Genomic DNA, 23054 nt, shown 5'->3' on the forward strand with positions numbered 1-23054 from the left:
CATAAAAGTATTCAGCGTTCACAGTGAAAATTCAGCACTCGCAATTGTTTTTATATTTCTACATGTATTTTCATCAATGTTAAGTTACGTTGATGAATCAAGTAAAAGGTGCGTTACCAATATTTTTCGCTTCTAAAAACGGAACAAGTGTTCTATAATAAGGGTAGAGAATGGTGAATGAGGTGTTGGTGATGATGAAAAATTTGCCGGAGCGTTCGATTATGTGTATTGACATGTGGTCATATTATGCAAGTTACATGGCTGTACTTACGAATGTCCATGGCATTACACGTTTATTTCATCAGTTTGTCCCACGAGAATCCATTCATGTATAAAGTGTTGATGAAAGCTTTGTGGCGCGGATGGAAAAAAGTTAAATGAGATGGGCAATTTTTTAGTGGGGGATTTATCCAATGTCAATTTCAAAGAGCTTGAAAAGAAGTTTGGTATAAGGTGTAGCATACTGGTATTATTACAGCGTTGAATACCTCTAAACGTAGCTTGCAATTAGATGGTGATAGGGGATTAACGTGTATTGATGTGGATACGATACTAGATGTAGTAGAAGTAGAATGAAAGTGGTGAGAAGTAGTGATAACCTCTGATGAACGTTATTTATTGCATCGTTATATTGTGACGGATTTAATGCATCGCACGTTAGTAAAGGATTGGAAATATGTCGAGCCGATGAAAATGGCAGATGCTTTTTCCTTTTGGTTCGATCAACAGATAAAAATATTGCAGCGAGAATGTAAAATACTAAATAGCCAATTAAAAGCAAAAGGATTAAAAGTACTGCATTTAACGATGCAAGATGAATATTTTTGCGCGTATACGATTGCAACACGCGGAGAAGATATGGAGTTGCAATATTCCACGAAAGCGCTAAAAAATGAAGTGCAAGAAGAAGTGCAAAAACGCCTATTTATAAATAGTAACTCCGCACGGAAGTAGTGCGGAGTCATAACCTAGTAAGATGTGTAAAACTTCAAGCACTTTTCGACTGTAATTTACAGAAAAACAAGCTATGATAGAGATAGCAAGGCGGCAAATACGTAAGAAAGAAAGTAGGAAAATATTTTGGGTAAATATAAAACATTATTATTTGATGTGGATGACACATTACTAGATTTTGATCTAGCTGAAAATGCGGCATTAACTCGATTATTCGAACAAGAAAATATTACAGTAACACCAGCTATGCTTGTACGTTATAGAGAATTGAATGAAGCGATGTGGCGTGCCTTTGAACGTGGGGAAGTGACAAAAAACGTACTTCATAACACAAGATTCTCGAATTTTTTTAAAGAATATGGCATAGATATAGACGGCGAGCATTTTGAAGCAGGATTCCAAAAATATTTGCAGGAGGCCCATTATTTTGTCGAAGGTGCCTATGATGTAATCGCGCAGTTAGCAAAAGATTATGATTTATACGTTGTGTCGAATGGTAAGACGACAACGCAAAATAAACGTTTAATCGATGCGGATTTAGCGAAATATTTTAAAGGTATTTTTATTTCGGAGCAAACGGGGTATCAAAAGCCGATGATCGAGTTTTTCGACTATGTGTTTACACGTATTGATGGACTGGATAAAAATAAAACACTAATTGTCGGGGATTCACTGACATCTGATATAAAGGGTGGCTTACGAGCAGGTATAGATACATGCTGGTTTAATATTCGTGACATTGACAACACAAGTGATATTCAGCCGCACTATGAAATTAAGAAGCTAAATGAACTACATATGCTATTAGAAAACAAAAAAATCCTCGCGAGTATATGATACTCTGCGAGGGTTTTCTGTTTAAACGGATAGATTCACTGAAATGGTGGATAGCTTTGATTATTGCTGTACAGATAGTGTGCGGCCGTCACTAGTAACAGTAATCGTGCCATCCTTTGTAATATAGACATCTGCATCAATGGCTTGTAAAGCATCTAATGTTTGTTCATCAGCTGGGTTTTTGTTTGAAGCCGTAATAACAGCAATTTCGGGTTTCACCGCTGTGAAAAACGCTGTAGTTTGTTCATTGAAACGACCGTGATGAGGTACTTTTAAAAACGTATGCGCTAAGACGCCGTCATCCAATAATTCAGCTAAACGCGTAGCTTCAGCATCCCCAGTAAATAAAAAGCTTGTTTCACCGTAAATTACACTTGTGACAAGGGAATAATCATTATCACCGTCATACGTAGATTGGTGAGGAGGTAGTATAGAAACTTGTGTCTCACCAAATTCAAAATTGAACGGTTCGTTTATACGTGTTGCTGTCACGCTTGTATCCTCTAGGGCCTCCATAAATTCAACTGTTTGCTTACTATCACTATTATAGTTTGGTATGAGGACTTGCTTTACTGTCAATTGTTTAAGAATATGGTCGGCACCGCCAACATGATCTTTATCGAAATGTGTGATGATCAATGTATCGAGTGATGTAATATTAGCGTCCTTTAAATAAGATAAAACCTCTACAACATCCTCATCTTCTCCCGTATCAATAAGCATATGTTTATCATGAACAGTCACTAAAATGCTATCAGCTTTTCCAATTTTAAAGATTTTCACTTCTAAATCTGCTTGTTCCGAATTAGCACAGCCTGTGATGAATCCTAATAGAACCGCAAGTGAAGCTAAAATTTTGGACCACATAGACACCATCTCCTTGCATCTATTATAAACGAATATTATGTGTAGAGAGTAGATAGGTCTGCGCTAAAAATACTATATTTTTATATGATTGAATCTATTATGATAGTAATAGACATAATGAAAGGATAGGAGATATGAAAAAAACAATTCAAATGGCAGCAATGGTTGTATTACTTTGCGCATCTATTAGTGTTCCAATGCAAACGCACGCATATCAAGAACCAACAAATTATGTACATATGAAAACTGACAATATGATTGTGTATTCTAAGTATGGCGCAACAATTTCTGCAACTGAAAAAGATGGAATATTCAGTGTAAAAGCCAGCGTTGTTAATAATCGACAGCCACTAGAAGTAGAGATTTTTAAAAATGGTCATACTGGTGTCTTAAAGCAGGTAACAAAAAAAACAATGGAAGCAGTGGCGTATCGTGATGAAGGAGACCGTGTCATTGCAACGATTCATGGCAATGCTGATTTACAATTCGTCTATCCAATAGCAAATAATTTTCAGGATTTATCGAATTCGTCATATGGAATGTATATTACAACATTGGCGGAGCGTGGCATTATAAACGGACAAACGCCAGATTTTTTTGGTGTAAATAGCAAGTTAACACGTGCACAAGTATGTGCCTTAGTAGTGCGTGCCTTTAGTCTCCAACAAGTAAGTACAACTCAGTTTAAGGATATGGATACGAAAAAGTCATGGTATAACGGTTATGTTGGAGCTTTAACCTCACTGGGGGTTATGAAAGGGAAATCATATAATGAGTTTGATCCGAATGGTCAATTAACACGCCAACAAGCCATTTTGATACTTGGTCGTACGTTAGAAGCTGTTGACTTCAAACCTGATGAAGAAATCGTCGCTTTACCTTACAATGATATCAAGAATTTCGACGATGAATTATACCAGCATACAAGAACGCTCTATGCATTAGGTGCTCTTGACTATCGTGAAACACTCGCACCTGCACAAAGTATAAATCGTGGACAGTTTACAAAAATGCTTTACATGACATTACAGGTGGCGGGAAGATTATAAAAAGAAAAAATAGCCACTCATTTAAGTGAAAATGAGTAGTTAAATATGGTGAGGGAAATTTTGGGTTAGCGGGATTGGATAAAATGGATAACGGTGATTTGTATTTTTTTCAATCAATAACGAAACTGGGACAAAAGGATTTTAATCAATGAAAAAGCCGAGCTATTTTACGAAACTCTAATTTAGTGTTTTGTAATAGTTCGGGTTTTTTGTTTATATTGCTTTATTAATTTAAAAATTATCTGACTTTTATAGTAGATAAATTAGTTATGTCTCAGCCTCCTTTACTTTTTCAATAAAGATAAGATTAAGTAGGGTTGATAGGTTAACAGGTGAAATTAAAGTTATTATTACATAACCAAGACTAAGAAATGTCGCTTTTGATGGACAACATATTTATGATTTAAATAAAAAATCAAATTGACCAGTATGACACATATATAAACTCGGAAAAAATTCTATCAGATGTAATCACGGAAAATCATTAATACACCTGTAACTAGTTTTACTTGTAAGAATCAATATATTTATTATGAAGATAAAACACGCTCAAAAAATATCGTATTGATAGAGATGAACATAATAATATGCTCATTGTAGATTAATTATCTTTAAAATGTTATAAATGAAAATATTGATATAATTGTATAAAAATGAGAATTATAGATTTGTGTATTTATTTATTAAAGATATGCACCACTCGTTTAGGCATTTATAGTTTTCGAGAAACAGAATTGTTGAAAACCCTTTAGGGAAAAAGGATGAAAACACATTTCTAAAACGTAGAAGATGTAAATAATGGATGCTTTTGTTCCAGATGATAATGCATTGATATTTATAACATTTATAAAGAAAGAGGGAATCGCTTGAGTAAACGAGTATTAAGTCAACGAAATTCAAAAGAAAAAGCGAAGCAACAAACGACATTGCCTTTGCGAATGAATATTCTGTTTCTATTAATATTTATTTTATTCGCTTTGCTTATTTTCCGTCTTGGTTATATACAAATAGTTCAGGGAGATTATTACGTTGGCGAGGTAAAAAGTACAGAGGAAATACAAGTGAATACGAGTGTTCCTAGGGGACGTATTTATGATCGTTATGGGCGTGTCTTAATTGATAATCAACCTGAAAATGCCATTACATATACGAGAATGCCGAAAATAAAAAATAATGAAATACTAACTATTGCAGAACAGCTAGCCAAGTTGATTGATATGCCAATTGATCGTGTGACATATCGTGATAAGCAAGATTTTTGGGTTTTAAAAAATAATAAAGCGGCAATGAAGAAAGTTAAAACTGAAGAGATGGATGAATTCCGATTAACTAAGGAAAACATGTCAGAAAAAGAAGTGGATAAAGAGTATAATCGTCGAATCCTAAAACGCATTACGGAAGAAGAATTGGCCCAATTATCGCCACAAGATTTAGAAGTGTTAGCGATTTATCGTGAAATGACGTCTGGCTATCTTTTATCGCCACAAATTATAAAAAGTGAAAATGTAACTGATAAAGAGTTTGCATTAGTTTCTGAACGATTATCAGAGCTGTCTGGTGTAAATACTACAACAGACTGGAAGCGTGTGCGCCATGTACCTTTGAGTATTTTAGGTAGAACGACAACACCAAGTAAAGGAATACCCAAAAGTAAGTTGGACTATTATTTAGCGCGGGATTATTCGCGAAATGACCGTGTGGGAGAAAGTTTTTTTGAAGCTCAATACGAGGATATTTTACAAGGTGAGAAGTCTGTAATGAAAAACATTACTGATAGATCAGGTACTGTTGTCGAAACATTGATGACTGATGAAGGAGAACCTGGAAAAGACTTAGTAACAACACTTGATATTGAACTGCAACAAGAGGCAGAACGTATCGTGGAGGATGCTTTATTGAAAATGAAGTCTAGTGGTGATGGGAGCTTATTAGACCGTGCTTTCTATATCATGATGAATCCTAATACTGGTGAGATTTTATCGATGGTTGGTAAAAAGGTAGAATATGATGAAGCAGGTAAGATGTATCTAGCAGATTATTCTTATGGGACATTTACGACTGCATATGAGATGGGATCTACAGTCAAAGGAGCAACAGTCTTAACAGGTTATCGTGAAGGAGCAATTTCAATCGGAACTAAACAAATTGATGAACCAATTGTATTAGGTAGAGGTTTGGTAAAAAAGTCTATTTTTAATCATGGGAGTAGAATTTGGATGGATGATTTAATGGCTTTAGAACAATCCTCTAACGTTTATATGTTTAAAACTGCTTTGAGCATGGGGGGATTAACATACTATCCAAATATGGCGACAGCTTCATTATTAAAGGATGATACCTTACAGCGTTTACGTAACGGTTATGCACAGTTGGGGTTAGGTGTGCCAACAGGGATCGACTTACCTGGAGAAACAACCGGGGTAATAAATAAACCAGATTCGCCAGGTAAAGTACTCGATATTACAATTGGTCAGTTTGATACGTATACGCCGCTGCAACTAGCACAATACGTTTCAACTATTGCAAATAATGGTTACCGTGTACAACCGAGGTTCTTAAAACAAATACGTAAACCTTCAGAAGATGGTGTAACGCTAGGTCCTTTAATTTCTGAGATTGAACCGGAAATACTCAATCAAATTGATAATACACAAGCCGAGATTAATCGGGTAAAAGAAGGTTTCCGTCGTGTATATTACGGGGCAAGAGGTTCAGCCCGTTATAATTTTTCTGATACACCATATACAGCAGCTGGTAAAACAGGTACAGCAGAAGTAGTTTATTTTGGACCACAGGAAAATCGATATCATACAAATACTATTAACTTGGTTCATGTGGGATTTGCGCCATTTGATAAGCCAGAGGTAGCTTATGCTGTTGTGATTCCATGGGCTTCAACTAATTTAAACCCTAGTACTTATTATAATAATACGATTGCTCGTCAAGTGTTGGATAAATATTTTGAATTACAAAATAAACATCAGGCTGAAGGGTTAACGGATAGTCTAGTAGATCAAAAAATTATTCGTCAAACAGATGCAGAAATATTAAAAGAAGATCAAGAGAAATCATCAATAATTGAATAGTATTTTAGAGAGCTAAGGAAATACAAAGATGATTACGAAACAAATAATAATGAATTAATTAATCTCTCTTCTGGAATATGCAACATACGTAAAAAACCCCTTCATTTGATTCAATGAAGAGATTTTATCTAAAATTCAACATTTTATCCGAAGACAATTTTTTTTCAACACTATGTAACCACTCATTTATACATAAATGAGTGGTTATTTTTTATTGAAATCCCGTGTGCTACTGAAAAGGACATTTTGATGTGTTTTTAGAAGGGAAACAAATTTATCCTACAAAAACATAGAGTGTGTTTTTTGAAAGTACGATAGTGATGTGTAGTTAGTGATAATAGTATTTGGTGTTAGGGATTGTAAGTTAAATAAGTGTTTTTATTAGCGTTTTTATTCTATAAATGCTGAGTTATTGTGTGTTTTACTTTCTTTTATCATTTAAAAATCCAAAGGTGTGTTGTTTTTATGGGGAGGATAAACTATAGTAATATACATTAATTAAAATACAACAAAGAAGGTTTTTACAGTGGACAAATTTGTAGAGATACTGAATGATATTTTATGGGGTCCGTGGCTAGTGTACGGAATCCTTGGAGTTGGCTTACTTTTCACTTTTATGACGCGTGTTGTGCAAGTGCGTCTTATTAAAGATAGTGTAATGTTAATGATAAAAGGAGAAAAATCAGAAAGTGGAGTTTCTTCATTTGAAGCGCTGTCCATGGCGTTATCAGGCCGCGTTGGGACAGGAAATATTATCGGAACAGCATCAGCGATCGCATTTGGTGGTCCGGGTGCAGTGTTCTGGATGTGGGTGACAGCGTTTATTGGTGCATCAACAGCATTTGTCGAATCAACACTCGCTCAAATTTATAAAGAAAAGAAAAATGGTGTGTACCGCGGGGGTCCAGCCTTTTATATTGAAAAAGGAACAGGTAAGCGTTGGTTTGGTATACTGTTCGCTATTGCGGCGATTTTAGCAACAGCCTTTTTAATTCCAGGTGTACAATCAAATGCTATTTCTAGTGCGATAGACAATGCATTTGGAATTGAGCCATGGATTACCGGCTTATTTTTAGTTGTGGCTCTAGGCTTTATCATTGTGGGTGGCGTTAAACGTTTTGCAAAAACAGCAACAATCCTTGTGCCATTTATGGCAATTGCTTATTTATTAATGGCAGTGGTCATTATCGCAATGAATATTTCAGAGTTACCAGAAGTTTTAGGTCTTATTTTCCGTAGTGCATTTGGTGCGGATGCGATATTTGGTGGGATGGTCGGCTCTGCAATTGCATGGGGGGTCAAACGTGCCATCTTCTCAAACGAAGCAGGGCAAGGAAACGGTGCTCACCCAGCAGCTGCAGCAGAAGTTTCTCATCCAGCTAAACAAGGTCTAGTACAATCATTCTCTGTTTATATTGATACATTACTAGTATGTTCAGCAACGGCATTAATGGTATTGTTCATGGGTACATACAACGTACAAGAAGGTAGTGCAACTGGTGCAGTGGTGCAAGAAAATGTAGCAGGCATTACCTACACTGAATTTACACAAGTAGCGGTGAACAGTGCGTTCCCGAATTTCCAAAGCTTTGGTTCAGCATTCGTAGCGATAGCCTTATTTTTCTTTGCTTTTACAACAATTCTTTCATATTACTATATTGCAGAAACAAACGTAGCGTACTTATTTAAAGGGAAGAAAGAAGTGACGGCGACTTGGTTTATTAAAGCGGCAGTTATTGGAACATCTTTCTATGGTACGGTACGTACATCAGATTTAGCATGGGCACTCGGAGATGTCGGTCTTGGTTTAATGGTGTGGGTCAACATACTTGGTATGTTATTGATGGTGAAGCCTGCAATGGTAGCATTGAAAGACTATGAAGCACAACGTAAGGAAGGTAAAGACCCGGTGTTTGATCCTGAGAAACTTGGCATTAAAAATGCGGATTTTTGGGTGGAATACAATAAAGAGCGTCAAAAATAAATAACAAGTATGGAGCCGATGCTTAAAAAAGCATCGGCTTTTTTAAATTTATTATGAAAGTTGTTGGAGAGCTTTGCGATAACGCAAGTATGTGAGGCCATAGAATAAACTCATAAATATAAATAGCCAAGGGATTAAGAATCGCATTAGAGCAAATGGTGTTTCAAATAAGAAAGCAAAAACAAATGAGGTACCTTCTTTATCCCATAAACCAGGTGTGAGATAAGCACCCTTCACATCATAAAATAGTGGATAATCATAGGACGTATAAAGAATAATTAAAAAGGCTAGAGACATCATTGCTGAAAAACCTATCGATTTCATTAATCGTTTATATTTGGCGATGTGAGAGTGGTTATCCGAGAATAATTCATCATGCCCATCTTTTGGTTTTAACCAGTAGTATGTGCCGTTGATTGAAGTGGGATTGATGGCATGCCAACCAAACTCTTCATGCATTAGTATATAATTTTCGCGTGCTTTTTTATTTAGTTTTTTTTGAAAGTCAAGGCGAATAATTTTCTCGGTGTCGGAATTTTTCTTAAACGTATAGAAGCCTAAGGGATTAATACGGTTACATTCCCATCCTTCTTGAAGCATAGAATTAAGCCATTTCTCTTCTTTTTCAATATCAAAAAAGATGTTAAATTTTTTCATTTCCTTCATCTCCCTCATATAAAGATAAAATATGCTGCAAGCGTTGTTGCTCACTTAAAAGGATGGCAAGACCAGCCTCTGTTGTTTTGTAGACTTTTCTACGTGGATCATCGGACTCGACGGGCATAATCCAATCATATTTTAAAAGGTTTTCAATCGCCCCGTACAATGTGCCGGCGGCAAGGCGTACATCACCATGACTCATATCTTCAATTTTTTGCATAATGGCATACCCGTGAAGTGGTTCTCGTAAAGCAAGCAAAATATAATGCATGGTTTCAGATAAAGGTAGTAGTTTATGTTTTTTCATATTCGCACTCATTTCTATTCAGTTTAACTGTATAGTTGGATTATATACAGTTGAACTGAATAATGCAACTGTATAGTAAATGTTGGAATAAAAAAAGACAATGCGTGGTAAGTGCATTGTCTTTTTCTTATATGACTGAACTTTTTACGCCAGTCCATTTTGTAAATAATCGATCATTGACAGTAAGAGCATATTGAACAATTGGCCCAAGTCCGATTGCCATCAGAACGGTTCCTAAGCCAACTGGTCCACCAAGGAAAAATCCGAGAATTGCTACGGTTACTTCCATTGTTGTACGTGAACGCATAACACTCCAACCAAACTTTTGAACGAAAAGCAGCATCAATGTATCACGTGGGCCAATGCCTAAATTGGCCACCATATACATACCACAGCCCCAACCGAGTAAAATTAACCCAGTAATATAAGCAAATAACTGCATCCAAAAGCCCTCAATGTCTGGTAGCCAATAATTAAAAATATCGATGAAAATCCCCGTTAAAAACATATCTAAAAATGTCCCAGGAAGAGGCAATTTCTTTCTCATAATCATATCAACTGCTAAAATCGCTAAGCCAATAAGAATTGACCAAGTACCGATTGTTAAGCCAATGGATTTGGCAAGTCCGATATGTAAAACATCCCAAGAGCCGACGCCAAAAATTTGACCTTTAATCGTTAATGTAATACCAAAAGCTAAAATAATAATGCCTACAAAGAAAAAGAGGCACCTCATCAAAAATGCTTGCTTCATACTAACTACCTTCATTCTGTAAAATCATGTTGTCCAAAAAAATATTATAGCAACATATTTTGTAGAATGCAGAAAACTATCATTTCTTATTTTTCAGAAAAGACCGTTTAGTATATGGCAGAAAGGGTAAAATAACAGTGAATCATGAAAGGGTGGATAAAATGACTTCTGTACGTGATGAAATATTAGAGGTATTGAATAGAGAAAAAGTAGGGACCATGGCTACAGTAGAGAACGGAAAACCATATTCTCGCTATATGACATTCCAACACGAAGACTTTGTGTTATACACGGTTACAAACAAACACTCAGAAAAAGTAGAAGAGTTGAAAAAAAATCCGTATACACATATTTTATACGGCTACGAAAATAAAGGATTTGGCGATACTTTTGTCGAGATTGAAGGGAAAGTAACAGCATTTGAAGATGAAGGCATAAAAAATAAGCTCGCTGAATTTTTTACAGGCATTTTTATTGGCAACAAGGATGAGATGTTAACGCTGAAAATTGAACCCATTCGTATGCGCCTGATGAATAAAAAAGGAGAGCCCCCAAAAGAATTAGAATTTGCAACAGAATAGCTTAAGTAAAAACGACCATAGTGTGTGGTCGTTTTTTTTATGAAAGTAGAGATTAATTTCACAAATATTTTTTTGGGAAAAGGTTGTTTTCGTATAGATTGTTTTGGTCTTTAGTAAATCCTTTTTTAACAAAGGTTGTTTTTGTAAAAAATTGTTTCTCCCTATTAAAAAGTTACTGAGAATATTATCGAAGAAGATATAAAAAAGAAGAAGCGGCATAAAATATCACCCAAATACCTATGATTAACAATAACGTATTGATTTGTCTCAAAATGCCTGATTCTTTTTGCATCTCTTTGTAAAATTTCGTTATCATAAATACACCAGATGTCAATAACACGGCACAAGCAATATACGAAAAGATGTCTGCTCCATCTATCTTACCTATGCTGATGAATTTTAACGCTATACAGTTTAAAAAAGAAACAAATGAAAAAAGCTTTGTTTCCTTCAACTCTAATTTTCTACTTTTCTTTTTCGCCAATTTGTACCAACGCTTCATATCTTCTGGCGATACATACTGCGCAATAATAGCTTCAACTTGTTCCGTGTATTTTTTTAGAACTTCAACTGTATAAAACGCTTCGTATATTTCATCGTTTTTTTTCGAGCGGAATCTTTCAGAAGAGTGTTTTAAAATGTCTTTGATTCCTATTTCAAACGGAATGTTACTTTTCTTTAAGTGTTCGATAATTGGCAAGACAATATCTTCTGAACGCCCAATCACTATTTTCTTTTTAAACAAACTAAGCACCTCTTATGAAACAAGTTAAATTACACTGAACTATACTATTTACATAAGACCTTTCCAATAATCCAAAATATAACATACTCTTTTAAATATACGATGCTTTCGTTTAGCAACAATCTTTGAGAAAATAGACATGGAAAAATCACAAACATTTCAGTGGAGCGGAAAGCGTCCGCCTGTAGTGTAACGATGGGAGCAATTATATTTTTTATCTTTGCACTGTTCATACTTATTGATGAAAATACGAATTATGAAATTGATTCAGATGATAAATGAAAAAATATGTCCGATAAAATTCAAATTCAAATTCAATCGCCTTACATTACTTGAATCTAGTAGGTAATTCATGCATGATAATTCTTAAAGATGAAAAGGGAGTGCATAGAATGACAGTAAAACAACAACAGCTCACACAAAATATACTGACATCTCAAGGGGCGTTAGAAGCAGACTTTATTTTACGCAATGCACAGGTTGCTGATGTTTTTACATTGACGTGGAAAAAGGCGGATATCGTCGTGAAAAATGGCCAAATTGTAGCTCTTGATACACAACACCGTTTCACAGCAAAACATGAAGAAGATGCAGCTGGGAGTTACGTGGTACCAGGGTTCATTGATGGACATATACATATTGAATCGTCCATGCTAACCCCCGCTGAATTTAGCCGCGTGCTACTACCACATGGAATCACAACAGTTATTACCGACCCACATGAAATTTCTAATGTTGCAGGGGCAGAGGGCATTCAATTTATGCTTGATGATGCCAAAAAAGCAGACATGGATATTTTTGTGATGCTGCCTTCAAGTGTACCGGGCACAAGTTTCGAGAATGCAGGGGCAACGCTTGCGGCACAAGACTTGGCACCTTTTTTTGCACATGAGGATGTAAGGGGCTTAGCTGAGGTTATGGATTTTCCGGCGGTGTTAAACGGAGAAGCGGGAATGCTAGAGAAAATCTTGCTGGCACAACAGGCAAACTTAGTGATAGATGGCCATTGTGCAGGGTTAAATAGTGCACAAATAACAGGCTATCGCGCAGCAGGCATTCATACTGATCATGAATGTGTGACAGCCGCAGAAGCATTAGATCGTGTAGAGCAGGGGATGTACGTCCTTATTCGAGAAGGCTCTGCAGCGAAAAATTTGCGTGATTTATTGCCAGCGGTTAATGCGACAAATGCACGCCGTTTTGGTTTTTGTACGGATGATAAATATGTAGACGAGCTAATGGATGAGGGAAGCATTAACTTTGATATAGCTATGGCGATTGAAGAGGGAATGGAGCCACTTCAAGCTATACAATTAGCAACGATTAACGCTGCAGAGTGCTATCGACTATACGACCGAGGTGTTCTAGCACCTGGCTATAAGGCGGATTTTGTGTTAGTTGAAGATATAAAAGAAATGCGTGCCAAAGCGGTGTGGAAAAATGGGGTCAAGGTGGCTGAAAACGGCGAAATGCTGACAGCTCGTAAAGCAACGGAAGTACCTGCACATATTCATAAATCGGTTCATTTACCGAATGTCACAAAGGATATGCTAGCCATTCCATTTACTAAAGGGACAAAGGCGAATGTTATGGAAATAGTGCCCAATCAGCTCATTACGAATCATTTAGTACTAGATGTACCAGTGAAAGATGGTGTCTTTGTGCCATCTGTTGAGCAAGATCTATTAAAGCTAGCCGTGATTGAGCGTCATCACAATCTGCATACGACAGGGCTTGGCATTATCAAAGGCTTCGGTTTACAAAAGGGTGCCGTTGCGACGACCGTTGCCCATGATTCGCATAATGCACTCGTTGTCGGTACAAACGATGAAGATATGCTAGTAGCACTTGAACGTATTCAAGAAATACAGGGTGGTTTTGTCATCGTAGCAGATGGTGCAATTTTAGCGGAAATGCCGTTAACAATTGGTGGGTTAATGACAGATGCAACAGCTGATATTGCAAAAGAGCAATTAGCGAGCCTACATTTAGCACTGCATCAGTTAAATCCAACCTTAGATTACCATTTCTTGTTAACGTTCTCGTTCGTCGCCTTACCGGTTATTCCAGCTTTGAAGCTAACAGATACGGGATTATTTGATGTGTCAACATTCAAGCATATTTCGGTGGAAGTATAATAACGAGAAACGACCTGAAAGCAAAGTAGCTTTTAGGTTGTTTTTCTTTGTGGATATTTAAAAGAGTAGAGTAGCTAGGGTAAATAGTTGAATCCGAAAAATATCATTTTTTTAGGAAAATGATATAAAGTAGTATAGAATATATAAGTGTATTTAAGAGGTTATTAAAAATACCGGTTAATTTAAAAAGGGAAGTTGGAAATAAAGTGGAAAAAGTGAATTACAAGGTAGTTAATGCAGAATTATTCGAAGCGGTAAAAAATCGACCATTGAAAGAAATTATTCTGCCACAAGAGAAATTAGTAGATGAGAAAGGTATCGTAATAGCGCAGTCTAGAAAAGCTGATGCAGACTTATTCATTTCAATTACTGCGAATGACGGTCCATCAAGACTGTTAGTTCACTGGGGTGATTCGAATGATTACTACCAAGGCTGGAATATGGCTTGGGAAGAATTCACTTGGTGTTTAGAAATTGCACAAAAATAATCGAACATACTCTATATAAAGAATGAAAGGCTATAGGAAATCTCCTATAGCCTTTCACATTGTTGAAAACAATTAAATCAATAAATTTTTTGTGGACCTTTATGAGAGTTTGTTCAAAGAACCCGTTGATTTCCGTTACAGGCGGACGCGTTCCAGGGGGCGAGCCTTGAGCCGCTTCGTCGCAATAAACACTGCTCCTGCAGGGTCTCAAGTTGCTCGCCAATCCCCTAGGAGTCGCCGCCTTTCACTCCAATCAACTAGATTTTTAGTAGAATAAAGTTGTTTTGCTTTGCGAAATAAGCCAGTCTAATTTTGCTAGTAGGTAGTTGTAAGCGACAGGCCTTATGCGGAAATTTTAGAAGCACCATCTTTTTAGCAATATCAATGCTGCTCCCGCGGGAAATAGCGTTGTTTTTTGCTTTTACCTACATCTTTAAGAACGATTTATTCATGTTATTTCTATGGACAAGATACTTTATCAATACAAAATATCAATTTTTGAGGAGTATCCGAATGAGAGCGGTAGAAAATGCTGTATGCTTCGGTTGTCTGCAGCTTTTCCTTAAATGGTGAAAAGCGTTCAGAAAAGTGTGCGAAATGAAGGACTCATATCATTTCGTACACTTTTCTTTTCTATACTCTCTTTATTGCCACGTCACTCATTGTCTTTTTAACGTCCCAGAAAAATTCGTACCTTGACTACGTTCTGCGCCGCAGTCTACCTCTGTTACTTTGAGAGCGTTATTTAGACGTTCGAACTCCATCACGCAGCGGTTGCCGTTGGATGACTTGTACATAACGGCCTTTGTGCTAGAAGTAATGGTAGCCGTTCCTTCCACGCTACCTGCTTCCAGACCATCATTCGTCGTCATAGAGATGTCGAAGCTTTTGCTTGTTGCGTTTGAAATGATGGCATCACGGCGGTTATACTCAGTCGCCCCCTTGCCCCATTTGTAGTAAAAGCTATACGTAGCAGCCCACGCACTTTTTTCAGCTGTTGTTTGTTGCATTTTTTTATCAAGTTGGTTTAGTCCATTTTGGGCACGCGTATTTAAAGAAATATTGTTTGCATTTTCATGAATTTCTTCAGCGTCATTAGAAATAGAATAAAGATTTATCGAATCCATACGGTGCAGCATTGTCACGACTTGCGCACGTGTCACATTGTTCGATACACCGAAAAACTTTTGCAAGTCACGATCTTCATACTGGGGATTTTGCCCTGTTGAAATGAAGTAGTCGAGTAAAAATTGAATTGAGTCATTTAACCCTCGCTTACCCTCAGCCAAATGGGTAATTGCTTGCGCCACGACACCGCGTTTTACCGCTTTTGCTCGAAGATTATTATCAAAATAACCATTGAACGGCACGCCATAGCTTGCAAGGCGATTGTAATATTCATCTGACCAGTTCGCAGTAGTAGTCTGTTTTTTTAACTTGCCATACGGTGTCTCTAGCTCATAAAAATTAGCAAGTAACTTAGCAAATTGTTGCTCGGTAATCGTTGCGTTTGGCTTGAATGTGCCATTAGCGTAGCCATCGATAATACCATATTCCTCCGCCCACATGACCGCTTCATAGGCAAAATGATCCTTTGAAACATCTTTAAAGCCAGCAGCCTCTACCTTATAGCTGCCTGCCACAACAAGTACTGTCAGCAATAAAATACTCACTAATTGTTTCATCAACATCCATCCTTTCCTGGCGTAATTATATCTAGTTTGCTAGATATTGTTAAAAACTGCAAATATTAAATGAGGCGGATAAACTATCATCTTAATGTAGCAATTTGGAATTTAACATATTTTTCATTCAAACCTAAATGATGAAGAGGAACATCTTGTCCTTCTAATTAACACAACTGCTATAAAGTATGCCATCTTCGCTATGAAATCCAATTCATCTGAAACGCCTTCTTTAAAAATAGTAGTTGAACTTAATAATCCTCTATTTTAACTAAAGAACATTAATTCCCTCTGTTTCAAGAATTCTTTTCTCGCTGGCATTTTGGATTATATGGTAAAATTTTCTGAATAGAATGATAGGTACATAATTTTTGGAATGATATAAAGAAAATAGAGCGGAAGAGAAATGGGAAAGGTGTGATATCCATGGCTGATGCAATTTCTAAAAATGCTCCTATGAATAGATGGTTCGCTTTAGGGTGGATTGCCATTGCCGAATTATTTGCTTTAAGCATGTGGTTTAGTGCTTCAGCAATTCTTCCTCAATTAGAAAAAGAATGGGGTATGTCTGCTGTAGAAGGTTCATGGATTACACTAGCCGTACAAATTGGTTTTATAGTTGGCGCTATTATTAGTGCTTTCCTGGGTCTAGCTGATCGCTTTAATGTAAAAAAGTTATTTGCCCTTGCCTGTATAATTGGGGCCCTTGTTAATGGTTTATTTATTTTGAGTCCTTGCATAACATATGGAGTACTATTTCGTTTTTTGACAGGAATAACAATGGCAGGTGTGTATCCAACAGCGGTAAAATTATTATCGCTGTGGTTCCCAAATAAGCGAGGATTGGGTACGGGCATATTGGTTGCTGCACTTACATTAGGTTCATCTTTACCTCATCTTCTTGTGCTATTTACTTCGAATGTTAACTGGAAAATCATAATGATTATTAGCTCAGTCCTCGCATTACTTGCAGCTGGGATTATGCAGTGGGTACTACCAGAGGCACCAGCACAACCAAAAAGGGCTGGGGCTATCTCGCGAGATACGTTAAAGAAAGTCATTCGAAATCGCCGAGTGATGTTAGTGAATTGCGGATACTTTGGTCACATGTGGGAGTTGTATGCGATGTGGACGTGGTTACCGTATTTTTTAACAGCTAGCTTTCGTTCAACGTTACAAGGAACCTCCTTACAAGAAATGAGTACGTTGTTAAGCTTTTTAACTATTGGTATTGCAGGGGCAATCGGCTGTATCGTGGGAGGTATTTTCGCCGAGAAAATCGGGAAAGTACGGCTTTCCATGCTAGCTATGGCAATTAGTGCTGCATGTTGTTTAATTATAGGTTTTACTTTTGAATATTTTTGGTTAACCGTGATTGTCTCGCTCATTTGGGGTATGTCTGTCATTGCGGATTCAGGGCAATTTTCTGCTGCGGTAACAGAATTTGCAGAGTCAGAATATGTGGGCACGGCGCTCACTTTTCAAATGGCGATTGGTTTTTTATTAACGACGATTTCCATTTATATTATACCTGTTTTTGTAACAGTGATAGGGTGGCAATGGGTATTTTTAATCCTCGCCATCGGTCCTTTTGTAGGTATAGTGGCTATGAATTTCCTAAGACGTGAGGAACAGTTCGGATAATGAAGTGGGTAAAATCTATTGAATTTAAAGTCTTAGTCATTGTATAGAAAGAAGGAAACAACCGTGTTGAACAGTTTGAATAAACACCTCCAAAAATTGATGCCTATTTTAACACCCCTAAGTCTAGTAATTGGTATATTACTAGAAGATATTGGAGGCCAGCTTTTATTTTTAGTTCCGTGGATTTTTGCCTTTATGACGTTTTCAGGTAGCTTAAGCATGAACTTCGAAGGGGTAAAAAGCATTAAGAAGTATCCAGGAACTATTTTAATCGCAATTGCATTTTTACATATTTTAATGCCGATTTGGGCTTATTTGGTGTCAACGATCATCTTTCATGATGATTTACTGACAATAGGATTCGTCTTGGCAGTTGCTTTGCCAACAGGGATTACGAGCTTTATTTGGGTGAGCATTTGTAGAGGTCACCTCGCGCTATGTTTAGCAATCATTCTAATTGATACGTTGTTATCACCACTTGTTATTCCAGCGTTACTGCATGTTGTAGTTGGGCAAACAATCGAAATGGATACGACTGCACTAATACTTGATTTGCTATGGATGATTGTCTTACCGTCTATTGCAGGCATTTTATTGAACGAATGGACAAAAGGGGGTATTGAGGAGAGCGTCGGCAAGAAATTGGCTCCTTTTTCGAAGCTGAGTCTGTTTGGTATTGTGATGATCAATAGTAGCGCGATTGCCCCGTATGTAAAGAACATTACTTGGGAGCTTGTTGGTGTAGTTCTTGTCGTTTTTGCCCTTGCAGTATCTGGATATGCTCTATGTTTAGTGCTTGGACATTTTATTTGGAAAGATACAAGTATCATTACGACGTTTGTATTTACAGGGGGAATGCGAAATATTGCGGTCGGAGTCGTTATTGCAACTACGTATTTTCCAGCGAAGACCGTTATGCCGGTCGTGTTCGGTATGTTATTTCAACAAGTACTAGCTTCTTTCTTTAGTCAAATTATGGGGAAATATCGAATAAAGTATGCGTCAAATTCTGGCTGAACTCACTATGAGATGAAGTAACGAAGCTTCAACACGTCCAATTCAAACTTAATAAAACAACATCTCCAATCCTTTATATGTAGTTCGTACATATAAAGGATTGGTTTTTTCGTGGGTAAAAATCCGGTTATAAGTTGAAAAAATATAAATTCAGCTGAATTAAACGCGTTTATCATAAAAATAACATTGCTATATATTTGATGTTTGATAACTAGAATGAAAAGTATACGTTCTTACTTTCAATAATCTCAGCTTCATAGATTATGTAATCTGAGTATCATTCTAAATCTTATTTGCCGAGTATATATATACCTATAGGTAAAAATAGGGTATTTTTATAACAAATAACAAGTATAAATAATTTTGGGATTCAACCGATATATATATTAAAAGCGTAAAAGCTATTCACAGTAAATGAAGGGGCGATACTATGAAAGTGGGTTTGAATGGTTCATCTGTTGTTAGCGGAATGCAAACATACAATATCGGCATGTTTAACAAAATCAATAAAGGCTCTATTAGCACAAATGAAAGTGCAAAAAATAGCGCCGCAGTTATTTTTAGCAGTTCACCTTTAAAACCGAACGTGTCAGACGATACATTAAAAGATTTTACGAATGATTTAGCTCGATTAAAGTTAAGTTTACAAAATAGTTCCGATCGCAATTCTGACAGCAAATTATTAGACGAGTTTATGACGAAATATAATGACTTCAAAGAAAAAGGCATATTTGGCGGACAGGCAGACGATCAAAGCACCAACCAAATTTTTCAGAACAGCTTTTTAGATTTGGTTGATGAAGTTAATGCTAAACTCGTAAATGAGCATTGCCAAAACAATATTAAGGAAATGAAGGCAAGAGGTGATATGGCAATGTTTCTTGTCAGGGCTTTAGGCATAACAAGTGGGGCTGTTCATGTGTCTGAGGAGGGCATTTCTCGAATGATGAAGTTATACGAGGAAAAGTTAAAAGACGGTACGTTAAATTCTGATTATGTTGAAATCCTCGATTTGGACGCTTTTAATACATATCGCGAAAAAAATAAAAAGGATATTGAAGAAGCCATCAAAGAGCGTGACGCATACGGCGTATTGTTGCAAAAACTTGCCGGATTTAAAAATTCTTTAGTCCAGGATTTCAAAGGTAAATAACAAACTGCAATCGATAATCCCAAACATTTGAGAAGTTTTTCATCTCAAATAGTTTGGGATTTTTGAATTTGTAATGAAAATTGCAAGTCTGTATGTAGTTGGAAAAGTATAAATTAAAGCGTTTAGTCCGTTATTTATGAGATTTGATGAGTATATCTAGATCTGGATATTACATTTGTTTTTTAGAAAAATCAGCGTAGAATCGTGTGGCGCAAGAATAAGCAGATGAAGAGGAAAGGAAAAGGAAAAGCCTCTTTCCGCTTCACTAAGTTAGCCTTTTTGTTTTGATGAATATCTTCGTAAATACATACTTTTAACACATGATCTTCTGGAAGATTGTTCCGTTCTTTTAATCGATTGTGTAAATCCATACTTGTTACCTCCAAGAATTTTTTCGAGTGTCTTCAAGGCACTTCGCTGTGTGTTGGCTACTTTTGTAACGGAACATCCTAAAATTACACTTGTTTCTTCTGGGGATAGTTCTTCAATTTTTCGATAAATCAGTACTTCACGATGGGGTGGCTTCAGTGCTTGCATAGCTTCATATAGTAGACGGCGATTTTCAAATTGAAGAATCCAATCATATGGTACATTTTGTAAAGCTTTACCCTTGTGTTTTTTTTGAAATGGTAGCCAATTAATCACTGCTTTTTTCGGAAATAATCGTATACCATGTTTCAGGCAATTTGGCTTATGTACGTAGCTATCGTGGCTTTTGGCCCTTATATACTCGAAGAAATGTCTCTTGTGTAAAATCTTCGCCTGAACTAGAGTCAGACACCATATAGTAAATGTATTGATAAACACGTTGGAAATGTTCTTCATATAGCTGATCAAAATCCATTTTTTCACCTCCTATACTAATAGACGAATGAGTAAGAAAAATTTGTATATTTCCTGCAAAATAATTCGAGTGAATTTAAGGGCTCATCACCATAACTTGTGGTTGATTTCCGTTCCGGCTGGACGCTTTCCGCGGGCGAGCGTCGAGCCTCCTCCTTCGCATTCGCTTCGTGTGTGGTCTCGACTGTCTCCCATTCCTGCAGGAGTCGCCAGCCTGCATTACAATCAATCAAGTAATAGCATGTCATCCACGACTTTTTGGTGATTAACCAATTTAAGCTAATTCTAGAAGTAAATTAAATAATTATTAAATTTTCTCGAGATAACAACTATAATTATATGTAAAAGATAGTATGAGGAATATGCTAGAAAGGAAGTTTTATGAAAAATAAAAATACAGTAGAGCAGTATGTACATTCAACGGAGGCACAGCAAAAGTTATATAAGCGTTCGTTGCTGATCGTCATGTTGTCTCAAATATTCGGTGGGGCAGGGCTTGCAGCGGGTATTACCGTAGGAGCGTTGCTCGCGAAGGAAATGTTAGGGACAGAAAGTGTTGCGGGGTTACCTGCAGCGCTGTTTACACTCGGTTCAGCACTTGCAGCATATGTAGTAGGACAGCTCTCTCAACGATATGGTAGACGTTACGGGTTATCTTTTGGATTCATAGCAGGTGGAGTCGGTGCACTTGGCGTAATACTGGCTGCTAATATTAATAGTCTAACGTTATTATTCATATCATTATTTGTGTACGGAGCTGGCACGGCGACAAATTTACAAGCACGCTATGCAGGTACAGATTTAGCGAATGAAAAGCAACGAGCAACAGCCACAAGTATGGCGATGGTTGCCACGACATTTGGCGCAGTTGCAGGCCCTAATTTAGTGGCACCGATGGGGAAAGTTGCTACAGCAATGAGTATGCCAGCATTGGCAGGCCCATTTATTTTGGCGGCGGTAGCATATATTTTAGCAGGACTGACATTATTCTTTTATTTACGTCCAGATCCGTTAATAGTGGCGAAAGCAATAGCGGATGAACAAGAGAAGCAACAGAATAATGGTACGAAGACTGTGAATGTAATGCAAAATAAGGTGAACCGCATTGGTGTTTTAGTAGGGGCGCTTGTATTAATCTTGTCACATGTCACTATGGTATCCATAATGACGATGACACCGGTTCATATGCAAGGTCATGGGAGTAATTTAAGTGCCATTGGCATGGTGATTGGACTACATGTCGCTGCTATGTACTTACCATCTTTGGGTACGGGCGTACTGGTCGATAAAATGGGTCGCACATTTGTGGTAGTTGCCTCAGGAATGATATTGGCAACAGCGGGCTTAGTAGCTGCGTTTGCCCCTGGGGATTCACTACTATGGCTTACATTTGCGCTTATGTTATTAGGGCTAGGTTGGAATTTTGGTTTGATTAGTGGTACGGCAATTATTATTGACTCGACGAATATTCATAACCGCGCAAAAACGCAAGGCTCAGTAGACGTATGGGTAGCACTTGCAGGATCTGCGGGTAGCATTTTATCGGGTGTTATAGTGGCCTATTCGAGTTATGCGATTTTAGGCTTTATCGGTACGTGTTTAGCCGTACTGTTAGTATCAGTCGTTACTTGGTCACGATTTAAATCAGGGGAATAATGGTGGTGCCTGGCACTTACACAATTCTTAAAAGGGCGGTGTGCAAAATGGGTTTTTTAGATGGGTTAATGGGAAATGCCTCTGAGACTAGCGTAACAGCAGTTGAAAGTGAAATTAAAGATCTTTTAACGTCTTCTGAACACGTAGAACATGCGTATAAACTAATACGTGACTTATTCGTTTTTACAAATAAGCGGCTTATTTTAATTGATAAGCAAGGCGTGACAGGGAAGAAAATTGAGTATCATTCAATTCCATACAAAAGTATTGTACATTTCTCAGTAGAAACAGCAGGCAATTTCGATTTAGATGCAGAATTGAAAATATGGCTATCCGCTGGTGGTCTTATTGAAAAAAGATTCAATAAAACGCTGAATATTTATAAAGTTCAAAATGTTTTAGCTGAATATGTACTGAAATAAAAATAACAGGGTTGCCTCATATTACTTGAGGTAACCTCTTTTCTATGAATTTGGTGTGCTAGCTCAATTCTTTCAAGAAAATGTAATCCTTTATTGGGGTTCTACTCATCTGCACAAAACAAATTTATCCTCGAAAAACACCTAAAAAAGTACAAAAATAACCCAATATAGAGCCAAAGGGCAG

General features: G+C 37.0%; 22 protein-coding genes and 1 pseudogene. 14 read left to right on the forward strand and 9 right to left on the reverse strand.

What is annotated here, in order from left to right:
- The first annotated feature begins 191 nt into the window (after positions 1-191).
- The 3 genes from AEA09_RS19860 to AEA09_RS06870 all read left to right on the forward strand — a co-directional run bounded on the left by AEA09_RS19860 (position 192) and on the right by AEA09_RS06870 (position 1791).
- Positions 192-335 carry a hypothetical protein gene (locus tag AEA09_RS19860; RefSeq protein WP_156312071.1) on the forward strand — a complete coding sequence of 48 codons (144 nt, stop codon included), beginning with the start codon at positions 192-194 and terminating at the stop codon, positions 333-335.
- 256 nt (positions 336-591) lie between these two features.
- Positions 592-954 (forward strand): YhjD family protein, encoded by a 363-nt coding sequence (locus AEA09_RS06865; protein ID WP_053583130.1) that lies wholly within the window; start codon positions 592-594, stop codon positions 952-954.
- A gap of 126 nt (positions 955-1080) precedes the next feature.
- Positions 1081-1791 (forward strand): YjjG family noncanonical pyrimidine nucleotidase, encoded by a 711-nt coding sequence (locus AEA09_RS06870; RefSeq protein ID WP_053583131.1) that lies wholly within the window; start codon positions 1081-1083, stop codon positions 1789-1791.
- Positions 1792-1851: 60 nt separating this feature from the next.
- On the opposite strand, the gene AEA09_RS06875 is transcribed toward AEA09_RS06870, so the two are convergent.
- Complete coding sequence (locus tag AEA09_RS06875) at positions 1852-2658, reverse strand: ComEC/Rec2 family competence protein (protein ID WP_053583132.1); 807 nt, start codon at positions 2656-2658, stop codon at positions 1852-1854.
- A 134-nt stretch (positions 2659-2792) separates the two neighbouring features.
- On the opposite strand from AEA09_RS06875, the gene AEA09_RS06880 reads away from it, so the two are divergent.
- The 3 genes from AEA09_RS06880 to AEA09_RS06890 all read left to right on the forward strand — a co-directional run bounded on the left by AEA09_RS06880 (position 2793) and on the right by AEA09_RS06890 (position 8777).
- A complete protein-coding gene (locus tag AEA09_RS06880) occupies positions 2793-3707 on the forward strand; it encodes an S-layer homology domain-containing protein (RefSeq protein ID WP_053583133.1) in 915 nt (304 codons plus the stop codon).
- An 866-nt stretch (positions 3708-4573) separates the two neighbouring features.
- Positions 4574-6793, forward strand: coding sequence for a peptidoglycan D,D-transpeptidase FtsI family protein (locus AEA09_RS06885; RefSeq protein WP_053583134.1), 2220 nt, complete (start codon positions 4574-4576; stop codon positions 6791-6793).
- 526 nt (positions 6794-7319) lie between these two features.
- Positions 7320-8777: an alanine/glycine:cation symporter family protein gene (locus AEA09_RS06890; RefSeq protein ID WP_053583135.1), complete on the forward strand. Its 1458-nt coding sequence runs from the start codon at positions 7320-7322 to the stop codon at positions 8775-8777.
- Positions 8778-8828: 51 nt separating this feature from the next.
- Here the strand turns inward: AEA09_RS06890 and AEA09_RS06895 are convergent, their stop codons facing one another.
- The 3 genes from AEA09_RS06895 to AEA09_RS06905 form a co-directional block, all read right to left on the reverse strand.
- Complete coding sequence (locus AEA09_RS06895; protein WP_053583136.1) at positions 8829-9434, reverse strand: DUF2812 domain-containing protein; 606 nt, start codon at positions 9432-9434, stop codon at positions 8829-8831.
- Positions 9421-9744: a PadR family transcriptional regulator gene (locus AEA09_RS06900; protein WP_053583137.1), complete on the reverse strand. Its 324-nt coding sequence runs from the start codon at positions 9742-9744 to the stop codon at positions 9421-9423. The genes AEA09_RS06895 and AEA09_RS06900 overlap by 14 nt, the downstream gene beginning before the upstream one ends.
- A gap of 127 nt (positions 9745-9871) precedes the next feature.
- Complete coding sequence (locus tag AEA09_RS06905; RefSeq protein WP_053583138.1) at positions 9872-10498, reverse strand: YczE/YyaS/YitT family protein; 627 nt, start codon at positions 10496-10498, stop codon at positions 9872-9874.
- Between the two features lie 161 nt (positions 10499-10659).
- Between AEA09_RS06905 and AEA09_RS06910 the strand changes: the two genes are divergently transcribed.
- Positions 10660-11079: a pyridoxamine 5'-phosphate oxidase family protein gene (locus AEA09_RS06910; RefSeq protein WP_053583139.1), complete on the forward strand. Its 420-nt coding sequence runs from the start codon at positions 10660-10662 to the stop codon at positions 11077-11079.
- A gap of 184 nt (positions 11080-11263) precedes the next feature.
- Here AEA09_RS06910 and AEA09_RS06915 read toward each other — a convergent pair whose 3' ends face one another.
- Positions 11264-11824, reverse strand: a complete 561-nt coding sequence (locus AEA09_RS06915; protein ID WP_053583140.1) for a hypothetical protein — start codon at positions 11822-11824, stop codon at positions 11264-11266.
- A gap of 392 nt (positions 11825-12216) precedes the next feature.
- Between AEA09_RS06915 and ade the strand changes: the two genes are divergently transcribed.
- Both ade and AEA09_RS06925 read left to right on the forward strand, forming a co-directional pair.
- Positions 12217-13962 (forward strand): adenine deaminase, encoded by a 1746-nt coding sequence (gene ade, locus AEA09_RS06920; protein WP_053583141.1) that lies wholly within the window; start codon positions 12217-12219, stop codon positions 13960-13962.
- Positions 13963-14168: 206 nt separating this feature from the next.
- Positions 14169-14450, forward strand: a complete 282-nt coding sequence (locus AEA09_RS06925; RefSeq protein WP_053583142.1) for a hypothetical protein — start codon at positions 14169-14171, stop codon at positions 14448-14450.
- A 659-nt stretch (positions 14451-15109) separates the two neighbouring features.
- Here the strand turns inward: AEA09_RS06925 and AEA09_RS06930 are convergent.
- Positions 15110-16135, reverse strand: coding sequence for an S-layer homology domain-containing protein (locus tag AEA09_RS06930; protein ID WP_053583143.1), 1026 nt, complete (start codon positions 16133-16135; stop codon positions 15110-15112).
- A 426-nt stretch (positions 16136-16561) separates the two neighbouring features.
- Here AEA09_RS06930 and AEA09_RS06935 point away from each other — a divergent pair, with 426 nt between their 5' ends.
- From AEA09_RS06935 to AEA09_RS06945, 3 genes are all read left to right on the forward strand, one after another.
- Positions 16562-17779 carry an MFS transporter gene (locus AEA09_RS06935; RefSeq protein ID WP_245622803.1) on the forward strand — a complete coding sequence of 406 codons (1218 nt, stop codon included), beginning with the start codon at positions 16562-16564 and terminating at the stop codon, positions 17777-17779.
- Positions 17780-17842: 63 nt separating this feature from the next.
- On the forward strand, positions 17843-18796 hold the full coding sequence (locus tag AEA09_RS06940) for a bile acid:sodium symporter family protein (protein WP_053583144.1): 954 nt from the start codon (positions 17843-17845) through the stop codon (positions 18794-18796).
- Positions 18797-19226: 430 nt separating this feature from the next.
- Complete coding sequence (locus tag AEA09_RS06945; RefSeq protein ID WP_053583145.1) at positions 19227-19949, forward strand: hypothetical protein; 723 nt, start codon at positions 19227-19229, stop codon at positions 19947-19949.
- Positions 19950-20140: 191 nt separating this feature from the next.
- On the opposite strand, the gene AEA09_RS20250 is transcribed toward AEA09_RS06945, so the two are convergent.
- The 3 genes and pseudogenes from AEA09_RS20250 to AEA09_RS20050 form a co-directional block, all read right to left on the reverse strand.
- Positions 20141-20320 carry a hypothetical protein gene (locus AEA09_RS20250; protein WP_245622804.1) on the reverse strand — a complete coding sequence of 60 codons (180 nt, stop codon included), beginning with the start codon at positions 20318-20320 and terminating at the stop codon, positions 20141-20143.
- Positions 20321-20408: 88 nt separating this feature from the next.
- Positions 20409-20486: pseudogene (locus tag AEA09_RS20600) on the reverse strand (RNA polymerase sigma factor); the annotation flags it as partial.
- A gap of 166 nt (positions 20487-20652) precedes the next feature.
- Entirely contained in the window at positions 20653-20793 is a 141-nt protein-coding gene (locus AEA09_RS20050) for an RNA polymerase sigma factor (protein ID WP_162212720.1), read from the reverse strand.
- A gap of 380 nt (positions 20794-21173) precedes the next feature.
- On the opposite strand from AEA09_RS20050, the gene AEA09_RS06955 reads away from it, so the two are divergent.
- The gene (locus AEA09_RS06955; protein ID WP_053583147.1) at positions 21174-22448 is read left to right on the forward strand and encodes an MFS transporter; all 1275 of its coding nucleotides are present in this window, start codon (positions 21174-21176) and stop codon (positions 22446-22448) included.
- A gap of 47 nt (positions 22449-22495) precedes the next feature.
- Positions 22496-22870, forward strand: coding sequence for a PH domain-containing protein (locus AEA09_RS06960; protein ID WP_053583148.1), 375 nt, complete (start codon positions 22496-22498; stop codon positions 22868-22870).
- The last annotated feature ends 184 nt before the right edge of the window (positions 22871-23054 follow it).

The sequence above is a fragment of the Lysinibacillus contaminans genome (genome assembly GCF_001278945.1).
GTDB lineage: Bacteria > Bacillota > Bacilli > Bacillales_A > Planococcaceae > Lysinibacillus > Lysinibacillus contaminans.